Origin of the sequence: Aquirufa beregesia (assembly GCF_011090385.1) — a bacterium.
Lineage (GTDB): Bacteria > Bacteroidota > Bacteroidia > Cytophagales > Spirosomataceae > Aquirufa > Aquirufa beregesia.
In genome coordinates this window covers 218,596-239,075 of sequence record NZ_SEWW01000005.1, presented here as the reverse complement: position 1 = coordinate 239,075, position 20,480 = coordinate 218,596, and the positions used below count along the sequence as shown (strand labels likewise).

Sequence of the window (20,480 nt, the reverse complement as noted above, 5' to 3'; positions counted from 1 at the left end):
TGCGATAGACTAGCTATTTTCACTTAAAAAAAGTGAAGTACCTAACCATTATCCTACTCAGTGCTTTCTCCCTTCAAGGCCAAGTCGACGATACCCAAACATGGGATGAATCCGAGATAAGACAAAGTACTTACCAGCATTATTTGCAAAACCCCATTGATATTAATCAGGCCCAAGCATCTGATTGGTATCCATTAGGCCTATTAAATGCCAAACAAATTGCTTCATTCTTTGACTTCAAAAAAAATACGGGGCAATTTCTCAGTATTTGGGAATTACAAGCCATCCCTGATTGGGACATACCAACCCTAAAAAGAATTCAGGCTTTCATCATTTGCCGTAGTCCCAATATTTCATGGGATTTAAAATCAAGCAAACATCTTTGGATACATCGAATGGAATTCACGGCAGAAGAAAAAAAAGGATTTAGCCCTCCAGATGGCCGAAGCAAAGTTCGCTACTTCAATAGTCCCTACACAGAACTCCACCGATACCGAGGACAAATTAGCACCTCATTAGGACTAGGTTTCTTGATGCAAAAAGATGCTGGAGAAAGTGATATAGCTGATTTTACTAGTTTTTATTTGCATTGGAATAAACCGAAAAGTTCTATCCACAAAATAATCATCGGAGATTTTGTCAACCAATGGGGTCAAGGATTAGTACAAGCTGGAGGATTCTCCTTAGGAAAAAGCTACGAAAGCATCATCTCCACCCAGAAATTTCACCAAGGGGCTCTTCCCTACAGCTCCAGCATGGAATCGGGTTTTTATAGAGGTTTACTCCTGGGCTTTCAAAAGAAACAATGGAACATGGAAAGCTTTATTTCCAAAAGAAAGTGGGATGCCAGTGTTCAAACAGATTCCGCAGGAACAGAGTTTTATTCAACCCTCATAACTAGTGGATTACACAGAACTCTCAGCGAGGTCGACAAAATAAACCGAGTACAAGAATGGAGCGTGGGTAATTCCATCAGTTGGCAAGCCAAAAATACACCCCTTTCCATTCATGGAAATATCGTCTGGAGTCGATGGTCCATGCCAAAAAGAAATTCCACTAAATCTTATCAAGCAGCAGAATGGCAAGGCCAAGAACTCGTAAACAGCTCCATTTCAGCCAATTTCCCCTGGAAAAAAGCGCAATGGATGGCAGAAATCGCATTAGCTGGACCAAATTCTTGGGCTATACTTCAAGGCGCAGCTTGGGCACATTCTAAAGCGACTGATTTCTCTTATGTCTTTCGCTATCAATCTTCCCGTTATTTTAGTCCACAAGCACAAGCTTTTGGCGAAAACTCAGAGGCCAGCAATGAACTAGGCTTATTTCTAGGCAACCAATACCGCTGGTCTAAAAGAAGTCGATTATCTTCTTACTTAGATATCTTTCTATTCCCTGCTCCTAAATACTTAGTAAGTCAAGCCCATACCTGGGGCTGGGAAACCTTAAGTAGATATCAATTTGAACGTAGAAATCAATACAATTACTTTATCCAAATCAAATGGACTTCCAAACAAGAAGATGCTCCTAAGCCATATTCTGATATCATCAGAAGACATCAATGGCAGCTAAGTGGAGATTTCAAAAAAGCGATTCATAAGCAGTGGGATTGGCATAGTCGCTTGATGGCCACCTACATCCACTCTCCTGCACAAAAAGACTGGGGATGACTGTGGCTTAATGATGTCCATATATCATGGCAGAAATGGCAAATAAAGACCAGGGTAGCCTATGTGCATAGCAGCAATTACGATAGTCGACTGTATGCCTATGAACCTAGTCTCCCTTATGCTTTTTCATTACCTGCCTATTCTGGGAAAGGAATAAGAAGCTGTCTCGTGATTCAATATAAATGGGTGCCCCACCTTGGCATATCAGCCAAAATAGGTAGGATGGATTATGTTGATCGAGGCGAAATTGGATCTGGTTTAGACCTAATTTCAGGCTCTCACAAAACGGATATCAGCTTGCAAGTAGTTTGGAATAACCTATAAAATGGCTTCTCTAATTTTCATCAGTTTTTCCAAAAGACCTTCTAACTGATCAAGAGGAAGCATATTAGCTCCATCTGACTTAGCTATGGATGGATTAGGATGGGTTTCTATAAACAAGCCGTCTGCTCCTACCGCGATGGCTGCTTTGGCAATCGTCTCAATCAATGCCGGCTGCCCTCCAGTAATTCCGGAACCCTGATTGGGTCGTTGTAATGAATGTGTACAATCCATGATGACTGGCACCTGAAAGGCCGCCATTTCGGGTAAATTTCTAAAATCAACAACCAAGTCTCCATATCCAAATGAATTTCCTCGATCTGTCAAATAAACCAATGCCTCTGGGTTCTCGTGTTTAACTTTTTCTACCGCAAATTTCATGGAGGCACCCGACATAAATTGACCTTTCTTAATATTAACCGCTCTGCCTGTCTGTGCTGCCGCCGCTAATAAATCCGTCTGACGACAAAGAAAAGCGGGGATTTGTAAAACATCTACATAGGGAGCTGCCATAGCTGCTTCTGCACTTTCATGGATATCGGTAACCGTAGGAACCTGAAAATGTTGCCCTACTTCTTTCAAAATTTCTAAGGCAAGAATATCACCAATACCCGTAAATGAATCTATTTTGGTACGATTCGCCTTACGATAAGACCCCTTAAAAATAAAAGGGATACCCATCGAATCAGTGATTTGCTTTATCCGTTCTGCAATTTCATAGGCCAAGTCTTTGCTTTCAATAGCACAACTACCAGCCATCAAGAAAAATGGCACTTTATCTTGACTTGTTGTATAGGGTAAGGACATATTATAAAATGTTTACTTCGGTTTCTAATACTACACCGAATTTGCTGAGAATGGATTGTTTAATTTGTTCAGATAAAGCTAGTATCTGCTTACCTGTAGCTTGTCCGTAATTGACCAAGACCAATGCCTGCTTGGTATGCACACCGGCGTCTCCCTCACGTAAACCCTTCCAACCGGCTTGTTCAATAAGCCAGCCAGCCGGAAATTTGATATCCGTGCTTGCCGCCAAAGGATAATGTGGAATTTGTGGATATTTCTCCATCAATTCGGCCGCACTATCCTTATCCAAAGTAGGATTTTTAAAAAAACTACCTGAATTTCCTATCTCTTTGGGATCTGGCAATTTACTCTGTCTAATTTCAATGACTGCATTGGAAACATCCTGAATAGTAGGATGAGTGATGGATTTAGCCTCTAACACTTCTTGAATAGCTCCATAAGAGGTCTTAGGTGTAGCCACTTTGTTCAATTTAAAACAAACATAGGCTATGACATATTTCCCTTTCCCTTCATGTTTAAAATAGCTCTCCCGATAACCAAATTGGCAAGCTAAGGCATCAAATGTTTCTAAGGTATGAGTTGCCAAATGAAAAGCTTGCAAATGATCAAATGTGTCTTTTATTTCTACGCCATAAGCCCCAATATTTTGCATGGGAGCAGCACCCACAGTACCTGGAATAAGTGATAAATTTTCAATACCAGCCCAATGATGGCTAACGGTATATTGTACAAAATCATGCCAAACCACTCCAGCTCCAGCTCGTACCCAAACATATTGATTGTCTTCTTTAATTACTTCGATTCCACCAATGGCTATTTTGACCACTAAGGCATTCAAATCTTGGGTTAAAAGAACATTGCTTCCTCCACCCCAGAAAATATGAGGCACATGAGCATAGAGACCCGAATTCAATAATGCGTGGTATTGTTCAATGGAATGAATTTCTACAAAATACTTTGCCTTGACATCAATTCCGAAGGTATTGAGTGATTGGAGTGAATAGTTTTCCAATACTCTAGGCAGGGCAATTGAAGAAGGCATATTAATGCAATTTAGTAGATAAAAATTCTTGTAAGGCTGCTACATCAGTACTCATCAGGGTTTTATTGCTACCCTCCCAAAGCTTTTTGCCATCCTTCAAAAAGATCACATATTCTCCCATACGAAGAACCGAATTCATGTCGTGAGAAATAACGACTGTCGTAATGTTAAATTCCTTCGTAATCTCTTCGATCAATAAATCAATTTTAACCGCAGTCAATGGATCCAATCCTGAATTGGGCTCATCACAAAATAAGTATTTGGGATTCATCACAATGGCCCGAGCTATACCTACCCTCTTTTTCATTCCTCCAGAAATATCTGAGGGCATTTGACTAGCTGCGGCTTCCAAACCCACACGCTGTAAACAAATTAATGCCCGCTCATTCTTCTCCTCTAAACTTTGATGCGTCAAAATATCCAAAGGAAAACGCACATTTTCCAACACAGTTTTGGAATCAAATAAGGCTCCTCCTTGAAAAAGAACTCCCATTTCCCGACGAATGGATTTAATGGTATCATTGGATGCAGTGACAAAATCCCTCCCATCGTACAAGACTTTACCATGCTCAGGTTTTAAAATACCAATCATACACTTCAACAATACACTTTTACCTGTTCCACTACCCCCAATAACCATGTTGATTTTACCCTTTTGGAAGCAGCCATCAACTCCATCCAAAACAACTTTTCCATCAAACTCTTTGTGTATGTTTTTGATTTCAATCATATTCAAAATTAGGCATATTTTGCCAAAAATGAAGAATGTCTCGTTTTTTACCTGAATTATTTTCCGGTTCAAATTTCCATCTAAATTCAAGATAATGGCTATTAGCATAAATTGATTGCTTGTCGAATCTATTCTTCGTACTTTACCAACATCACCCGTTTATACTCTAAAAAATAAAGATCCCTATGTTTTTCATCGTCGTCGGAATTATCTTACTCGTTATTGGCAATATCATTGCCAATCCCAATTTAGTGTTTTCAAAATACAGCAAAGCATTCAAAATTGGAGGTATTGCCTTAGCAGGAATTGGATTGTTCAGCTCCACCGTCAAGCAGATTGAAGCAGGTGAGGTTGGCGTACAAAGCCTATTTGGAAGCGTCAAGCCGCAGGTTTTGAACAGCGGTTTAAACTTTGTTAATCCCCTTTCCAATATATTCATCTTTGATTCTAAGACACAAAACTATACCATGTCAGGTGTCCATGATGAAGGTGACAAGGAAGGTGATGATGCCATCAGGGTTTTAACAGCTGACGGATTAGAAGTTATTGTTGATTTAACCGTATTATATAAAATATCTTCTCAAGAAGCTCCTAATATATTTAAACAAATTGGACTAGATTATAAAGACAAAGTAGTTCGGCCCATTACCCGGACCAAAATTAGAGACAATGCCGTCTACTATGATGCCGTGGGTTTGTTTTCGAAAAAAAGAAATGAATTCCAAAATCGTATCTTCAAAGACATTGATGCGAATTTCAAAAATAGAGGCCTCATTTTGGAACAATTACTCATCAGAAATATCACCTTACCGAATTCGGTGAAACAAAGTATAGAATCTAAAATCAATGCCGAACAGGATGCTCAAAAAATGCAATTTGTCTTACAAAAAGAAAAGCAAGAAGCAGAACGCAAACGGGTAGAGGCGCAAGGTATTGCAGATTATCAACGAATCTTATCAACAGGATTAAGTGATCGTCAATTACAATATGAATCCATATTGGCGCAAAAAGAACTAGCCAAGTCACCTAATAGCAAAATCATCATCATGGGTAATGGAAAAAGTAGCCCAATAATTTTGGGTGGAAATTAAGATAATGGATTACGTAGACAAACTTAAATCACTCAATTCATCTGCCAGCTTTATGTAATCCATGAGATATTTGAACTATTTTATTATCCAATAAGGGTGCCAATTTTCTAGTATATTGTCTAAATAAACTAGAATTTATGCCTACGTATTGTTCTGTAAAAGCAGATTTGTTGATTACATTGAAATAGTCAAAAAAAAGCGCTCCTAAATGGGAGCGCTTTTTTTTCAAAATATTGATTATTTCCTCAAAATGGAATGACCCATTTTATCTCGTTTCGTTTGCAAATATTGTTGGTTGTGCGGATTAGGATTAATTTCAATGGGAATGGATTCCACAATCTCCAATCCATAACCTAATAAACCAGCCCGCTTTTTAGGATTGTTGGAAATTAATCTCAATTTCTTGACACCTAAATTACGTAAAATCTGAGCCCCCACGCCATAATCCCGTTCATCCATTGCAAAACCCAATTCTAAATTAGCTTCCACCGTATCACGGCCCATTTCCTGCAATTTGTAGGCTTTTAGTTTATTCAATAAACCGATACCTCTTCCCTCTTGGAACATGTATAAAACCACTCCTTTACCTTCCTTCTCCACCATTTCCATGGCTTTGTGCAATTGAGGACCGCAGTCGCAACGACAAGAACCAAATATATCTCCCGTTACACATGAACTGTGAACACGAACCATTATTTCTTCGTCCTTTTCCCAAGTACCTTTCACCAAAGCCAAATGGGTATCACCCGTATTTTTCTGTTTGAAAGCAATCAGGTCAAAATTCCCCCATTGAGTAGGCATATCGACTCCAATTTCGCGCTGAATTAAGGACTCCTTATCCAAACGATATTCAATCAAATCCTTAATGGTAACCAGTTTCAAATCAAATTTATCGGCAATCCGACGAAGGTCCGCCAAACGCGCCATACTCCCATCTTCATTCAATACCTCAATCAGCACCCCAGAAGGTTGAAAACCCGCCAAACGAGCGAAATCCATAGATGCTTCGGTATGTCCAGTTCGACGTAATACGCCTTCTGATTTACTCTTTAAAGGGAAAATATGACCTGGTCTTCCTAAGTCACTGGGTTTAGTCAAGGGATCTACCAAAGCTTGAATCGTTTTAGCACGATCAGAAGCGGAAATACCTGTGGTGCATCCATTTCCCAGTAAATCTACCGATACCGTGAATGGAGTTTCATGTGAGGTAGTATTATTATCGACCATCATTTCAAGCCCTAAAGCGCCACAGCGGTCGTCCGTCAAAGAAACACACATTAAACCACGTGCCTCACGAATCATAAAATTGACCAATTCAGGAGTAATTGCTTCTGATGCGCAAATCATATCACCCTCATTCTCCCGGTCCTCATCATCGGCTACAATGATAATTTTACCTTGTCGAATATCTTCTATCGCATCTTCAATACGATCCAAACGAATGGAATCTTCCTGCATGTTTTTAAGCTTTATGAACCAAAACACAAAGGTAAGCAGATTTAGTTCCCATTTTACTACCTTTGTCAGATAATCTATCCCTTATCAGGTATGTCGATTGAAGTTGCCAATCTTTCTAAAATATACGGTTCACAAATCGCCGTCAATTCCATTTCATTCCAAGCTTCTGAAGGTCAAATCATTGGATTTCTAGGACCTAATGGTGCTGGAAAGTCTAGCACCATCAAAATGCTCGTTGGATTAATCCAGCCTAGTCAGGGAGAAGCCAAGGTGCTAGGATTGAGCGTGGCTGATCATACGTTGGAATTGAAAAGAAAAATCGGCTATTTGGCTGAAAACAACCCACTTTACCCTGATATGTATGTACAGGAATTCCTTGATTTTATCGGTAAAATTCATGGCTTTTCTGCTGCCCAAAGAAAAAAACGAATCGAAGAGGTCATTCTACTGGTAGGACTAGAGAAAGAGAAAAAAAAGAAAATTGCTGAATTATCGAAAGGCTATCAACAGCGAGTTGGCATTGCACAAGCGATCTTTCATAATCCTTCAGTACTAATACTAGATGAACCCACCAGTGGCTTAGATCCCAATCAAATGGCGGAAATCAGATCCTTAATTCAATCATTAAGTTCAGGTAAAACTATATTATTTTCGAGTCATCTATTGACCGAGGTAGAATCCATTTGCGACCGTATTTTACTCATCAGCCATGGAAATTTAGTAGCTGATTGTTCGCTACAAGAAGCTCAAAATTATACGGGAGGCTTGGCTGCTTTTTTTAAGGATAAAACAGCTTAATTCAATTCAAAAGCATCTGCATCAAGATGTGCAGGGAATTTATCCCTAAACTCACTAAGTGATTCCTTCGAGATTGGGGTAGTTTGTATCGTTTCTTCATCAAACAGATGGATAAGTTCTTCTCCTTTAAAAGAAACTACCACCGAATCGCCTTGATAAGCTAAGTCATTGGCATCTTTTCCCACCCGATTAACTCCTACAACATAGGCTAAATTTTCAATAGCTCGGGCCTTCAGCAGTGTGGACCAAGCATGGGCGCGTGCAGCGGGCCAATTAGCCACATATATAGCTAAATCATAGGCCATTTGCACATTTCTGGACCAAACCGGAAAACGTAAATCATAGCAAACAAATAAGGCTATGTTCCAAGATTTATAGGTTAAAATCCGCTGCTCTTCACCAGAGCTATAAAACTGATGCTCATTGCCCATTCGAAACAAATGGCGCTTATTATAAGCAACGATTTTCCCATCAGGAAAAACGGCTAACAAACGATTAAAAAATTGATTATTTTCTTTGATTTTGAGGCTTCCTACTAACAATACATCCAAACGATTTGCCATCATTTGCATCCATTGGACTTGATCTCCTTTGGGAAAACCCGCTCCTTCGGCACTCATGCTAAAACCAGTAAGGAACATTTCTGGCAAAACTACCACATCCGTTTTACCCTGTAAAGCTTGTAATTTCTCTTCTAAAATAGCGCAATTGGCTGCAGGATTCTCCCATATAAGGGAGGTCTGCACCATACTTACCCGTAAATGGCTATTCGGGGAAACCATAATCTTGTCAATTATTTCGCAATGTAGGTATAATATACCTTCAATTTGATTTTACTAGCATTCAAAGGTACATAACGAATATTATCTCCAATAATGCGACTATAACCTGCCGTATTGCTAGTCAAAGGACTAGTCACCAAAATCGCGAAATTCTTACGGTTATTGGCAATTATATTTTGGATGGCCGTAGTAATGTTAAAACTATATGTTTTGTCACTAGTATTAAAACTAGCCGATTGAATACCGGCTCCGCCCTCTGTTAATAAATACCTTAAGCCATAGGAATTCTTGAGAGTCCTATTGCTGGCATCTGTTTCTACCAAAGATAAAGTACCTAAGGTTTTGGATAGTTCATAACTATCTGCTGCAGGAATAACTAACTCAGCCTTATTAATCGCGACATTCTTATTCCCTTTTAAATTCAATAAATAAGGAATTTCTAATTTAGTAGCCAAACCTGTTCCTGATTGAACATAAGTCACCATATTAGACTGTGAAGCTGGAATTCTATCTCCTGGTTTTTGTAAATTACCTAAAACACCTGATCTAGAAATATTCAACTGATTAAATCGACCATGAATTTCAGCCACTAAAGCCGTGGATAGGCTGAAGTAATAATTGATGGCGTATTTAACGGTATCATTCGGATTATGATAATGCAACGTCATTACCGAATAAGTAGGAGTAAACCCAATGATGGCCGCTTTTGCTGAGGAGCTCGATTTAATGTGCATTCCTTTGAAATAATCTCTAAAGGCAGCACCACCCGCAGCAATGGACTTATCCGTATATTTTCCTAATAATTCTCTACCAAAAGAAGCATTCATTTTGAAACTTAAGGTATCGTATTTCAGGGAGTCTCCATTAGCCGTTTTCGCTTTGATTGGACGAGGATAAAACGAATGTGTTCCTATCGGAGTGGGGTCATAAGGTAAAGTAGAAATATTAAAATAATCCACCGCACGACTCACACTATCCTTTAGTCTATATATGGATATGGTCTGTTTTTGAGTCGTATCACCCACAAAAGACTGATAGATCAAATTCATTTTTAAGGAATCTAAAATAGAAGCCTCTGTACTTTTCAAGGTATCCACGTTCGCAATCTGCGTAAATGCAGAGGCAGCAATAGTACCCAAAATAGGATCTTGATGCGATCCAACCAAAAACGCACCCGTTTGATTCGTATATATCGAATCAATCAACACGGTAGATGACTGAATGCTCAATGAATCTGTATAGTTCAACCCAACTTCTACACTAAACAAATCGGACCCAATTTCTTTGGGTAAATCACAAGAAGTAAGGAAAAGGGAGAGAATCCCTACCCATTTAATTGCCGGCCAATTCCAAATACAATTTTTCGAAGAAATCGAGATCATTTTCGGCAATATTTTGATAGGTTTTTGATTTAAATTCATCAATGATGGATTGGATACGGCTATTTTCCGCATTTTCTAATGATACTACTTTATCGGCATATTCTGCACCAATTTTAATGAAGGCAGAATAATCTGAATTTGCTAAACTAGTTAAATTTTCGTCTTCAATTTCACCTAATTTCACTTTCCCTAGCAAATCGTCATTAGAGAACGTAAAATCAAATTCAGAATTGTGAGGAGAGAAAATAGTTTTTGAATCTTTGAAGATTGGGTGGTTTTTGTAATGGGTAGAAATGTACAATGGTACTAAGCTTGACATCCAATCATTACAGTGTACGACATCGGGCGACCAGCCTAATTTCACAACTGTCTCCAATGCTCCTTTGCAGAAGAATGCAGCACGTTCGTGATTGTCTTCGTAGAATGCGCCGTCTTTGTCAGTTAAAACAAATTTACGCTGGAAATAATCTTCATTATCAATAAAATACACCTGCAATTTAGCAGCAGGAATACTAGCGACCTTAATCGTTAACGGTTTTTCTTCCTCACCCATGGGGATAGTGATTCCTGATAGCCGAACTACTTCATGCAAACGGTTTTTGCGTTCATTGATGGAACCAAATCTTGGAACCAAGATTCGAATCTCCATTCCCCTCTCCTGCATAGCAGTTGGAAGGTTACGAACGAAGTCTGCAATTCTAGAGGTGTTAAGGAAAGGGTCAACCTCACTCGAAACGTAAAGAATACGTAATTTGGACATTCTAAATTGATTTAGGGGAAAATTATCCCAAAAAAACTTTGCAAAAATATAAAAATTTTATCGGATTCCAGCTATATAATTTAAGCAAAGCTCTTTATTTTGCCTTGTGATTCCCGAAATCCATCACCACAACATGATAAAATCCATTCTTAAGTACTTATTCTCGACTTTATTAGCTGCCTCACTCTTGTATTGGGCATTTTCCAAAAGTCAACTAGAATGGGATGATATTTACCAAACTCTTTTACATGCTAATTATCAGTGGGTAACTGTAGCCATTATTATTTCTTTGATTTCTCATTGGCTAAGGGCATTACGTTGGGAACAATTACTTGATAGCCTAAACTATCAGCCTGGTCAAGTTAGAACTTTCTCTGCTGTGCTTATTGGCTATTTTGCCAATTTCATTGTTCCTAGGATGGGAGAAGTTTCTCGTTGTGGTTCACTCCAAAAAACAGCTGATATACCTTTTGAAAAGTCTTTTGGCACTGTTATCACCGAAAGAATTGTCGATTTATTAGGCCTAGTTGTCTTGGTTGGAATTACGTTCTTAGTTGAATGGAAACCCATTCAGTCTTTCCTATTTCCACAAACAGACACTCCACCTTTGACCTTGATTATGGGTTTGATTATTGTAGGCTTAATTGGACTTATCACCTTATGGTTCACCAAAGATTTTATCATAGCTAAATGGGAAGTACTGTCAAAAAGTTCAAAAGTAGGGCAAATTCTCTCTGGCTGGATTGATGGCATCATCAGCATCAAAGACGTAAAAAAACCTGGTTTGTTTTTGATCTATACCCTAGCTATTTGGGTCGCTTACTTCCTGAATGCCTACACGCTGCTTTTAGCTTTCTCTAGTAGTGAAAACCTGGGTTTTTCAGCTGCATTAAGTATTTTAGTGATGGGGACATTTGGTATGGCAACCCCTACACAAGGTGGAATCGGAGCCTATCATAGCCTAGTAGCATCCACCTTATTTTTCTATCAAATCCCCATGAAAGAGGCTACAGCCTTGGCTACATTTTTTCACGGAACTCAAATGGCCACCATCTTGTTATTTGGGGGTATCAGTTTTATTTTAACTCTTTTCTTACCTAAAAAAACAAACAGTGTCAACTCTCAGTGAACATAAAATTCATACACTCAGTGAAGCTATTGAAATTCGAAATACGTGGAAAAATGACCGTCAAAAAGTTGTTTTCACCAATGGATGTTTTGATATTTTACATCTCGGCCATGTCGATTACCTAGAAAAGTCAAGTCAGGCAGGAGATCAAATGATCGTGGCTGTTAATTCAGATCGATCTGTAAGAGAACTAAAAGGCCCAGAAAGACCTGTGAATTCAGAGTACGCTCGGGCCCGCTTAATTGCTGCTTTGGGTTTCGTTTCCTTAGTCATCATTTTTGACGAAGAAACACCCTTAGAATTAATTAAGTCCTTATTACCAGACGTATTGATTAAAGGAAACGATTACACCATAGACACTATTGTAGGCTCAAAAGAAGTGTTAGAAGCTGGTGGCGAAGTGAGCACCATTGATTTAGTACCCAATTATTCAACAACAGGAATTATTAACAAACTTAAAAAATAAAAAAATGACCGGAATCTATGTTTTAACCATCCTTTTTGGAGTTATCGGAATGATGATTTCTTGGAGATTAAAATCCAAATTCAAACAGTATTCGGAAGTACCCCTTCAAAGTAATTTATCTGGACAGCAAATTGCAGAAAAGATGCTTTCTGACCATGGAATCTACGATGTTCGCGTTATTTCCGTGGATGGTCAATTAACGGACCATTATAATCCAAGCGACAAAACTGTGAATTTAAGTGCTGATGTCTATCATGGTCGAAATGCTGCTTCTGCAGCAGTGGCAGCACACGAATGTGGGCATGCTGTTCAACATGCCAAAGCCTATTCCTTTTTGCAGTTTAGAAGTGCTATGGTTCCATTATTGAATATCGCTAATGGTTTCATGCCCATTTTATTAATGATTGGAATGATGCTTTTATATTCTACCGGAAATTCAACTTTATTGAGTATTGGAGTGGCCTTATTTGCCTTAGCTACTTTATTCAGTTTTGTTACGCTACCTGTCGAATTTGACGCCTCCAATCGTGCCTTGGCATGGATAAAAAACAATCAAATTGTCAATGCAAGTGAATATGAAATGTCAAAAGATGCACTTTGGTGGGCAGCTATGACTTATGTAGTAGCTGCATTAGCCATGTTGGCGCAATTACTCTACTACTTAAATTTATTAGGTGGTCGAAGAAGTAACGACTAACAAATAACAAAAAAGGGCCGATGGCCCTTTTTTTATACATGTAATTTGCTCTTTCGATAACTGTAACTAAAATAAATCACGAAACCCGCGATACACCAATATAAGAAGCGTTCCCAATTAGTCGCTCCCATCTGGGTCATCAAATATAAATTGACCAATAGACCTAAGACAGGTATCAATGATAAATTGATGGTATAGCTAAAATAGGCTAAAAACAACCAAATGAGAAAAAAACCAGACATCAAGAAATGATCCACTCGGGCATCACCTACCCAATGAGCAGTCCAGTAGCTCGACCAAGAATCAACATTGGGGAAATATAGATACAAACAAATTAGCCAAGTTACTCCTACCCAATATTTGGCATTGATATAAGGAATTTTGAATTTAGATTTCTTTTGATTTTCAGGATCTAAATCCAGAATTAATACACCTCCACAAACCAATACAAAAGCAAAAAGTGTGCCTATACTGCTCAAATTAATCACCTCTTCCAAATTGGCAAATAAAGCAGGAATACCCACTAAAACCCCGGTCATGATGGTCGAAAATGAAGGTGTTCGGTATTTGGGATGAATGTTAGAAAAAGCCTTGGGTAAAAGTCCATCCCGTGACATCGTCATCCAAATTCGAGGCTGCCCCAACTGATATACCAATAAGGCACTTGTTAAGGCAATAACCGCACTAGCTGCCACTACTCCGGCTACACCGTGTAAACCTACATGTGTGAACATATAAGCCAAAGGATCTTCAATACCAGCTAAAGAAGCAGATGGAACAATACCCGTTAATACTAAAGTTACCAGTACGTATAAAACCGTGCATATTATCAAAGCCCACATCATAGCTTTAGGAATATCGCGCTGAGGATTAGTGCATTCCTCTGCTGTGGTTGAAATAGAGTCAAAACCAATATAGGCAAAACAAACCGCTGCCACGCTTTTTAACACACCGCTGATGCCATTGGGGGCAAATGGCGACCAGTTGTCTACCTGCACATAAAATGCCCCCACTCCTACTACGATTACAATCACGAGTAGTTTAAGTATAACCAAAATATTATTCATGTTCTTGGTTTCTCTAATTCCAATATAGACCAAGTAAGTAATGGCAGCAGTAATTAATAAAGCGGGAATATTGGCTACAAAATGCCACCCAAATATCAAAGGAGCAGTCGCATAGGCGGCATATCCTTCTCGGACATTGACAGATAGAGATTCCAACAATTGTCCTTGTGACATGGCAACTTGCGCTTCAGCATACGCTCTTTTGGCTGATAAAAAATCCATGGTAAGGTAATCAGGAATATGAAAACCAAGACCTTCGACCAAATCAACAAAATATTTTGACCAAGAAATGGCCACTGCAACATTGGAAATGGCATATTCTAACAATAAGTTCCAACCTAAAATCCAGGCGACAATTTCACCTAGACTAGTGTAGGCATAGGTATAAGCACTACCACTGATGGGAACTGTAGCAGCAAATCGAGCGTAACAGAAAGCGGTAAACATACAGGCCACAGCTGTAAATACAAATAATAAAGACACGGCTGGACCACCGTTAGCAGAGGCCTGCCCAATCGCAGAAAAGATACTAGCCCCAATGATAGCGGCTACCCCCAAAAAGGTTAGGTCACGCACTCCCAAATTTCGAACCATGGATCCACCTTCCAGCTTTTCAATCTCGATTTGATCAGAAACTATTTTATCAATGGACTTTTTGCGAAAAAAAGATGAATTCATGCAATTTGATTAGTTGATGTGATGGTAAGATTAACAAAAATACATCTTTCCCGAATAAATTCTAATTTGAACGATTTACTTACCTTTGTGACAAAGGAACATTATGTCGGTAGCTATTGTCATTTTAAATTTTAATGGAAAACATTTTTTAGAAAAATTCTTACCATCGGTGGTAGCAAGCTGTCCTAAGAATTCTATCTATGTTGCGGATAATGGATCTTCCGATGATTCCATTGACTTTCTAAAAAATCAATATCCCGAAGTACATCTTTTAATTGGAGAAGGCAATCTGGGTTATGCTGGAGGATATAATCGAGCTTTACAAAGCATTGATGCAGATTACTATGTGTTAATGAATTCTGACATAGAACCTAGTGAAAACTGGTTGAATCCATTAGTGGATTACATGGAAAACAATCCACTAGTAGCGGCGGCACAACCCTTCATTCTAGCTTATCAAGATCCTACCTATTTTGAATACGCAGGTGCAGCTGGAGGCTATTGGGATAATTTGGGTTTCCCCTTTTGTCGAGGTCGGATATTCGATTCCATTGAAAAAAATGAAGGCCAATATAGCACTAGCCTAGTCCAATGGGCTACGGGTGCTTGTTTATTAGTTCGCTCAGACATATACTGGCAAGTGGGAGGTTTAGACGCTTACTTTTTTGCTCATATGGAAGAAATAGACCTTTGTTGGAGATTTCAAAGAGCAGGCTATCAAGTGGCAGCTGTGGCAGAAAGTACTGTCAAGCATGTGGGAGGAGGTACACTAGACAAAGGAAATCCTTTCAAGACCTATTTAAATTTTAGAAATAATTTAATTCTATTGTACAAAAACCTCTCTGGCTGGGAAAAATGGTCAACCCTTTTATTTCGAATGGGGGCTGATGGATTAGCAGGAATTCGATATTTGTTATCGGGAGAATTCGCTTTGATTTGGGCGATAGTAAAAGCCCATTTTGCCTTTTACTATTATATTTTGGTACATCATCCCAAACAAAATTTACCGAATGCACTAATTAAAAAATCAAGCACAATCATGTATCCCAAATCCATCCTTTGGGCCTATTTCATGCAGAAAAAGAAAAAATTCAGTGACTTAAAATATTAGAATTCCCAGACAGTGGGGTTATTTCTTTGGCGTAAATACCGACGAATATTCATCCAAAATGCTAGAATTAAATAAATGATGATGGGTGAACCCATGGTAATGAATGAGGTATAAATAAAATACAATCGGATGCTGGAGGTGGAAATTTTAAACTTTTCTCCTAATCTAGTACAAACTCCAAAAGCTTGATTTTCAACGAAATACTTTACTTTTTCCATGTAGCTAAATTTAATACCTACAAAAATATTAATTAATTACCCGTTTTAAGATAACAAATATGAATAGTTCAAATTATTATACAAATATTACAATAATAAAATAAAATATCTGATAATTTGTAATATTTAATTTGAATTTGCTTGCATGCAATTGAATTTTATATACATTTGGGCACTTAAAAGTTTTAATTCAGCAAAATTCTCGACTTCATCCCTCCTAGTATCTTCCCGGTTTATACTCCATTTGATTCTATAAGTTTGTCCCAGTCGAAATTCTTGCGTCTAAAATTCTTTAAGATTTAATTTTTAACATTAATTTTTTATGCAAACTGGTAAAGTAAAATTTTTCAACGAGACGAAAGGTTTCGGATTCATCGTTGACGATCAAACAGGTGAAGACATTTTTGTACACGTAACTGGCTTAGCTGGTGTTACGATTCGCGAAAATGACAGCGTTTCCTACGAAGTAACTGACGGAAAGCGTGGAGCTAACGCTATCAATGTAAAGAAAATCTAATTTTCTTACATGTCCTTGATTAGAGCAAATCAGTATTTTCCAATATATATTAGGTTATCCTATTAAAATTGCAACATTGATCTCTAATAAAGAGAAAAGAAAAAGCCATCCTTTGGGGTGGCTTTTTTGATTTCTATTAAATTCAATTATGATTCTATCCAAGCAATAACTTCCTCTTTGCTCGGCATTGTGGCCTCTATTTTTAGTTTCTTACGCATGCCACCTAAATCATTAAAGACTTTATTGGGATTAGCTGCTTTTAAGGCTTCTAGAGTCAGTATTCCCATTTTTTGCAAAGCCGGAATCCAATGTTCTGCTACTCCTGCTTGAACAAAATCAGTATCAGAAGATACTTCTTTGAGTACTTCAGGGCGCATTTGAGGAAAGAATAATACTTCTTGAATCGAAGCTTGGTTTGTCATCAACATCGTTAAACGGTCAATACCGATCCCGATACCAGAAGTTGGAGGCATCGCATATTCCAAAGAACGAATGAAATCATGATCCATGGCCATAGCTTCATCATCTCCTTTCTCTGCCAATCTTAATTGGTCCTCAAATCTTTCTTTCTGATCTATTGGATCATTTAACTCAGAATAAGCATTGGCAATTTCCTTACCATTGACAAATAATTCAAACCGCTCTACCAGGCCTTCTTTTGATCTATGTTTTTTTGTAAGCGGTGACATCTCGACAGGGTAATCGATAATGAAGGTTGGTTGAATTAAATTAGCTTCTACTTTCTCTCCGAATAGTTCATCAATCAACTTACCTTTACCCATCTGTTCATCCACTTCCATACCAAACTCTAGACATTTGGCACGCAATGCATCTTCCGTTAATGCATCCACATCAACTCCCGAATACTTTAGAATTGCTTCAGAAATAGACAATTTAGGATAAGGGCCCGCAAATTCAATGGCGTTTTCTCCCACCATTACTTTCGTTTGCTGATGTAAGGTCTGGGCTACCGTTTCAAAGATTTTTTCAGTCAAGTCCATCATCCAGTGATAGTCTTTATAGGCCACATAAAATTCCAATGAGGTGAATTCTGGATTATGGGTACGATCCATCCCTTCATTTCTAAACATCTTACCAAATTCATATACCCCATCAAAACCACCCACAATTAATCGCTTCAAATACAATTCATTGGCAATTCGCAAATAAAGCGGCATATCCAAGGTATTGTGATGCGTTTTAAAAGGTCTAGCCGAAGCGCCACCATGAATAGCTTGTAAAACGGGAGTTTCTACTTCCAACCAACCGCGCTCATCAAACATGGCTCTCATGGTTGAAATGATTTTGGCACGCTTGATAAAAATATCTTTAACAGATGGATTTACGATTAAATCGACATAACGCTGACGGTAACGCATTTCTGGGTCAGAAAAGGCATCGAAGGTCTGCCCTTCGGCTTCTTTCACCACAGGTAATGGCTTTAATGCTTTAGATAAAAGAGTGAATTCACGCACATGAACAGAAATTTCTCCCATTTGAGTGGTAAATACATATCCTTTTACGCCAATGATATCACCAATATCTAAAAGCTTTTTAAAAACGGTATTATATAGTGTTTTATCTTCTCCTGGACATAAATCATCCCTTCTGAAATACAATTGAATACGACCACTGGCATCTTGCAATTCAGCGAATGAGGCATTTCCCATAATGCGAAAACCCATCAAACGACCTGCCAAGGTTACATCTTGAAAGTTGGCTACTTCAGCGGAATAATCCGACAAAATTTCCTTGGCATATACCGTAACAGGATAGGCTTCTGCTGGATAAGGATCAATGCCTAAAGCCATCAAATCCAATCTTTTTTGTCTTCTTAATTGTTCTTGCTCACTTAAAACCATGGGGTATTTGCTAATTTCTAAAATGAATTGCAAAATTAACCAATTATAGGCCGATTAAAAAATGGACTTCCCAATCAAGCTAAAGATTCATCATTTAATAAAAATGAAAATGACATGAAAGCCAATAAACAGCTCCTAACAAGTGAGTTGAAATTGACATTTTAGCATAAATCAGATATCGACTTTGATTCAAAATAGTATTGATTTGTCCGTTTTTTAGCTTTGATAGAAATTCATAAAATCTGCCAATTCTTAAATCTTGTTAATAAAATACTGAGTGCAGAACATTGGCACACAATTTGCGTTAATTTAGCAAAACTAAAATCTAACACATTTTTAATATTATGGAAATCAAAAACCACCTTAAAACGTATGTGATTATCGCATTACTTTCTAGCGGAATCACCCTTGGCGCCTATTCTTTATTAAACTTAGGTTCCTCGCACACCTTGGGTGATGCATCTTCAGCATTTACAAGTTCAGTTTCCAACAGTCAAAATGTCCCCGGAAATCCCGGTGAATTCACCTTTGCAGCAGAAAAAACGACTCCTGCTGTCGTGCACATTAAAACAAAAATGACAGCTCGTCAGAGTCGTCAGTCATCCAGTCCATTTGATGACTTTTTTGGTTTTGGAGACCCTTTTGGTGGTCGTCGCCAACAAGCTCCCCAAACACAAGAGGCCTCGGGATCAGGGGTAATCATTAGCTCCGACGGATATATTGTTACCAATAATCACGTAGTTCAGGAAGCAGAGGAAGTGAGCGTTATTTTGAATGATAAACGTGAATTTAAAGCTAAGGTGATTTCTACAGATCCATCCTCCGACTTAGCTGTGATTCAAATCAAAGCTGAAAATTTACCTTTCTTGACCTTCGGTGATTCAGATGCACTTCGTGTGGGAGAATGGGTATTAGCCGTAGGTAATCCATTTAATCTGGAATCAACCGTTACAGCGGGCATTGTATCAGCTAAGGGCCGTCAAAACATCATTGACCGTGATGGTGGTGATACCAACCCTCTTGAATCATTTATTCAGACAGATGCCGCTGTCAATCCAGGTAATTCAGGCGGGGCCTTAGTTAATCTAAAAGGAGAGTTAATTGGTATCAATACAGCTATCTATTCTAGAACTGGTCAATTTGCTGGTTATTCTTTTGCCGTTCCGGTTAGTATTGTGAAGAAAGTATCATCTGATTTAATCAAATATGGAAATGTGCAACGTGGCTTCTTGGGTGTAAGCATCACCGAAGTAAATGCCAAATTGGCAGAAGAAAAAGACTTAAAATCGAAGGATGGAGTTTATGTAGGAGGATTCTCTGAAAATTCAGCTGCGAAAGATGCTGGTATTAAAATCAATGATGTCATCACCAAAATTGATGGAACCGACACGAAGTCTTCTTCTAAATTAATGGAGATTGTGGGTAGAAAACGCCCAGGTGAAAGTATTTTAGTTACGGTGAATCGTGATGGTCAAACCAAAGAATTCAAAGTAACATTAAAAAATAAGGATGGAAATACGTCCATTGTAAAAGGGGATGTAGGCGAATCAACTAAATCAGAGTTTTTAGGAGCAAAATTTGGAAGCCTAAGTAGCACTGACAAAGAAAAATTCAAAGTTAGCAATGGTGTAAAGGTTATTGAGGTATTAGCTGATGGCCGACTTGAAATGTATGGTTTATCAAAAGGTTCCATCATTACCAAGATCAATGATAAGGCCGTTAGTGACCCTAAAGAAGCTGTTCAGCTATTAGAAGCGCGTAAAGGACGTATTAAACTTGAAGGTGTGGATGTGGACGGTTCCCGTTTTATTTATGTCCTATAAAATATAGTGATCTTGTAAGGTTTTGAAATCGTAAAAATCCCCCGAAAATCGGGGGATTTTTTGTTTTTGAACGC

General features: G+C 38.4%; 20 protein-coding genes. 10 read left to right on the top strand and 10 right to left on the bottom strand.

The window, feature by feature from the left end:
- Positions 1 to 32 precede the first annotated feature (32 nt).
- Together EWU23_RS09680 and EWU23_RS09675 are read left to right on the top strand one after the other, a co-directional pair.
- The gene (locus EWU23_RS09680; protein WP_166231530.1) at positions 33 to 1,667 is read left to right on the top strand and encodes a hypothetical protein; all 1,635 of its coding nucleotides are present in this window, start codon (positions 33 to 35) and stop codon (positions 1,665 to 1,667) included.
- Between the two features lie 63 nt (positions 1,668 to 1,730).
- Complete coding sequence (locus EWU23_RS09675) at positions 1,731 to 1,991, top strand: hypothetical protein (protein ID WP_166231527.1); 261 nt, start codon at positions 1,731 to 1,733, stop codon at positions 1,989 to 1,991.
- Here EWU23_RS09675 and kdsA read toward each other — a convergent pair.
- Genes kdsA through EWU23_RS09660 form a run of 3 tightly spaced genes read right to left on the bottom strand, consistent with a single transcriptional unit; the run spans position 1,986 to position 4,567 of the window.
- Positions 1,986 to 2,795, bottom strand: a complete 810-nt coding sequence (kdsA, locus tag EWU23_RS09670) for a 3-deoxy-8-phosphooctulonate synthase (protein ID WP_166231524.1) — start codon at positions 2,793 to 2,795, stop codon at positions 1,986 to 1,988. The two genes, EWU23_RS09675 and kdsA, sit on opposite strands and share 6 nt — an antisense overlap.
- Before the next feature lies 1 nt (position 2,796).
- Complete coding sequence (gene murB / locus EWU23_RS09665) at positions 2,797 to 3,837, bottom strand: UDP-N-acetylmuramate dehydrogenase (protein ID WP_166231521.1); 1,041 nt, start codon at positions 3,835 to 3,837, stop codon at positions 2,797 to 2,799.
- Between the two features lies 1 nt (position 3,838).
- Entirely contained in the window at positions 3,839 to 4,567 is a 729-nt protein-coding gene (locus EWU23_RS09660) for an ABC transporter ATP-binding protein (protein WP_166231518.1), read from the bottom strand.
- A 185-nt stretch (positions 4,568 to 4,752) separates the two neighbouring features.
- Between EWU23_RS09660 and EWU23_RS09655 the strand changes: the two genes are divergently transcribed.
- Positions 4,753 to 5,658: a prohibitin family protein gene (locus EWU23_RS09655; RefSeq protein ID WP_166231515.1), complete on the top strand. Its 906-nt coding sequence runs from the start codon at positions 4,753 to 4,755 to the stop codon at positions 5,656 to 5,658.
- 237 nt (positions 5,659 to 5,895) lie between these two features.
- On the opposite strand, the gene EWU23_RS09650 is transcribed toward EWU23_RS09655, so the two are convergent.
- Positions 5,896 to 7,116 (bottom strand): bifunctional 3,4-dihydroxy-2-butanone-4-phosphate synthase/GTP cyclohydrolase II, encoded by a 1,221-nt coding sequence (locus EWU23_RS09650; protein WP_166231512.1) that lies wholly within the window; start codon positions 7,114 to 7,116, stop codon positions 5,896 to 5,898.
- 90 nt (positions 7,117 to 7,206) lie between these two features.
- Between EWU23_RS09650 and EWU23_RS09645 the strand changes: the two genes are divergently transcribed.
- Positions 7,207 to 7,914, top strand: a complete 708-nt coding sequence (locus EWU23_RS09645; protein ID WP_166231508.1) for an ABC transporter ATP-binding protein — start codon at positions 7,207 to 7,209, stop codon at positions 7,912 to 7,914.
- Here the strand turns inward: EWU23_RS09645 and EWU23_RS09640 are convergent.
- The 3 genes from EWU23_RS09640 to EWU23_RS09630 are packed head-to-tail and all read right to left on the bottom strand — an operon-like array spanning position 7,911 to position 10,838.
- Positions 7,911 to 8,696: an amidohydrolase gene (locus EWU23_RS09640; RefSeq protein WP_166231505.1), complete on the bottom strand. Its 786-nt coding sequence runs from the start codon at positions 8,694 to 8,696 to the stop codon at positions 7,911 to 7,913. The genes EWU23_RS09645 and EWU23_RS09640 overlap by 4 nt on opposite strands.
- 11 nt (positions 8,697 to 8,707) lie before the next feature.
- Positions 8,708 to 10,078: a DUF4270 family protein gene (locus EWU23_RS09635; protein ID WP_166231502.1), complete on the bottom strand. Its 1,371-nt coding sequence runs from the start codon at positions 10,076 to 10,078 to the stop codon at positions 8,708 to 8,710.
- Positions 10,029 to 10,838 carry a glycogen/starch synthase gene (locus tag EWU23_RS09630; protein WP_166231499.1) on the bottom strand — a complete coding sequence of 270 codons (810 nt, stop codon included), beginning with the start codon at positions 10,836 to 10,838 and terminating at the stop codon, positions 10,029 to 10,031. The genes EWU23_RS09635 and EWU23_RS09630 overlap by 50 nt, the downstream gene beginning before the upstream one ends.
- A gap of 133 nt (positions 10,839 to 10,971) precedes the next feature.
- Between EWU23_RS09630 and EWU23_RS09625 the strand changes: the two genes are divergently transcribed.
- Genes EWU23_RS09625 through EWU23_RS09615 form a run of 3 tightly spaced genes read left to right on the top strand, consistent with a single transcriptional unit; the run spans position 10,972 to position 13,130 of the window.
- On the top strand, positions 10,972 to 11,967 hold the full coding sequence (locus EWU23_RS09625) for a lysylphosphatidylglycerol synthase transmembrane domain-containing protein (protein WP_166231496.1): 996 nt from the start codon (positions 10,972 to 10,974) through the stop codon (positions 11,965 to 11,967).
- Positions 11,951 to 12,433, top strand: coding sequence for a D-glycero-beta-D-manno-heptose 1-phosphate adenylyltransferase (rfaE2, locus tag EWU23_RS09620; RefSeq protein WP_166231493.1), 483 nt, complete (start codon positions 11,951 to 11,953; stop codon positions 12,431 to 12,433). Before EWU23_RS09625 ends, rfaE2 begins: the two co-directional genes overlap by 17 nt.
- 4 nt (positions 12,434 to 12,437) lie before the next feature.
- Entirely contained in the window at positions 12,438 to 13,130 is a 693-nt protein-coding gene (locus tag EWU23_RS09615) for a zinc metallopeptidase (RefSeq protein WP_166231490.1), read from the top strand.
- A gap of 32 nt (positions 13,131 to 13,162) precedes the next feature.
- Here the strand turns inward: EWU23_RS09615 and EWU23_RS09610 are convergent, their stop codons facing one another.
- Entirely contained in the window at positions 13,163 to 14,875 is a 1,713-nt protein-coding gene (locus tag EWU23_RS09610; protein ID WP_166231487.1) for an amino acid permease, read from the bottom strand.
- 103 nt (positions 14,876 to 14,978) lie between these two features.
- On the opposite strand from EWU23_RS09610, the gene EWU23_RS09605 reads away from it, so the two are divergent.
- The gene (locus EWU23_RS09605) at positions 14,979 to 15,986 is read left to right on the top strand and encodes a glycosyltransferase family 2 protein (RefSeq protein WP_166231484.1); all 1,008 of its coding nucleotides are present in this window, start codon (positions 14,979 to 14,981) and stop codon (positions 15,984 to 15,986) included.
- Here EWU23_RS09605 and EWU23_RS09600 read toward each other — a convergent pair.
- Complete coding sequence (locus EWU23_RS09600; protein ID WP_109322469.1) at positions 15,983 to 16,204, bottom strand: PspC domain-containing protein; 222 nt, start codon at positions 16,202 to 16,204, stop codon at positions 15,983 to 15,985. The two genes, EWU23_RS09605 and EWU23_RS09600, sit on opposite strands and share 4 nt — an antisense overlap.
- Positions 16,205 to 16,526: 322 nt before the next feature.
- Here EWU23_RS09600 and EWU23_RS09595 point away from each other — a divergent pair, with 322 nt between their 5' ends.
- The gene (locus EWU23_RS09595; protein WP_109322468.1) at positions 16,527 to 16,721 is read left to right on the top strand and encodes a cold-shock protein; all 195 of its coding nucleotides are present in this window, start codon (positions 16,527 to 16,529) and stop codon (positions 16,719 to 16,721) included.
- Positions 16,722 to 16,867: 146 nt separating this feature from the next.
- On the opposite strand, the gene lysS is transcribed toward EWU23_RS09595, so the two are convergent.
- Entirely contained in the window at positions 16,868 to 18,583 is a 1,716-nt protein-coding gene (gene lysS, locus EWU23_RS09590; RefSeq protein WP_166231639.1) for a lysine--tRNA ligase, read from the bottom strand.
- A 344-nt stretch (positions 18,584 to 18,927) separates the two neighbouring features.
- Between lysS and EWU23_RS09585 the strand changes: the two genes are divergently transcribed.
- Complete coding sequence (locus tag EWU23_RS09585; RefSeq protein ID WP_205753142.1) at positions 18,928 to 20,406, top strand: Do family serine endopeptidase; 1,479 nt, start codon at positions 18,928 to 18,930, stop codon at positions 20,404 to 20,406.
- Positions 20,407 to 20,480 lie beyond the last annotated feature (74 nt).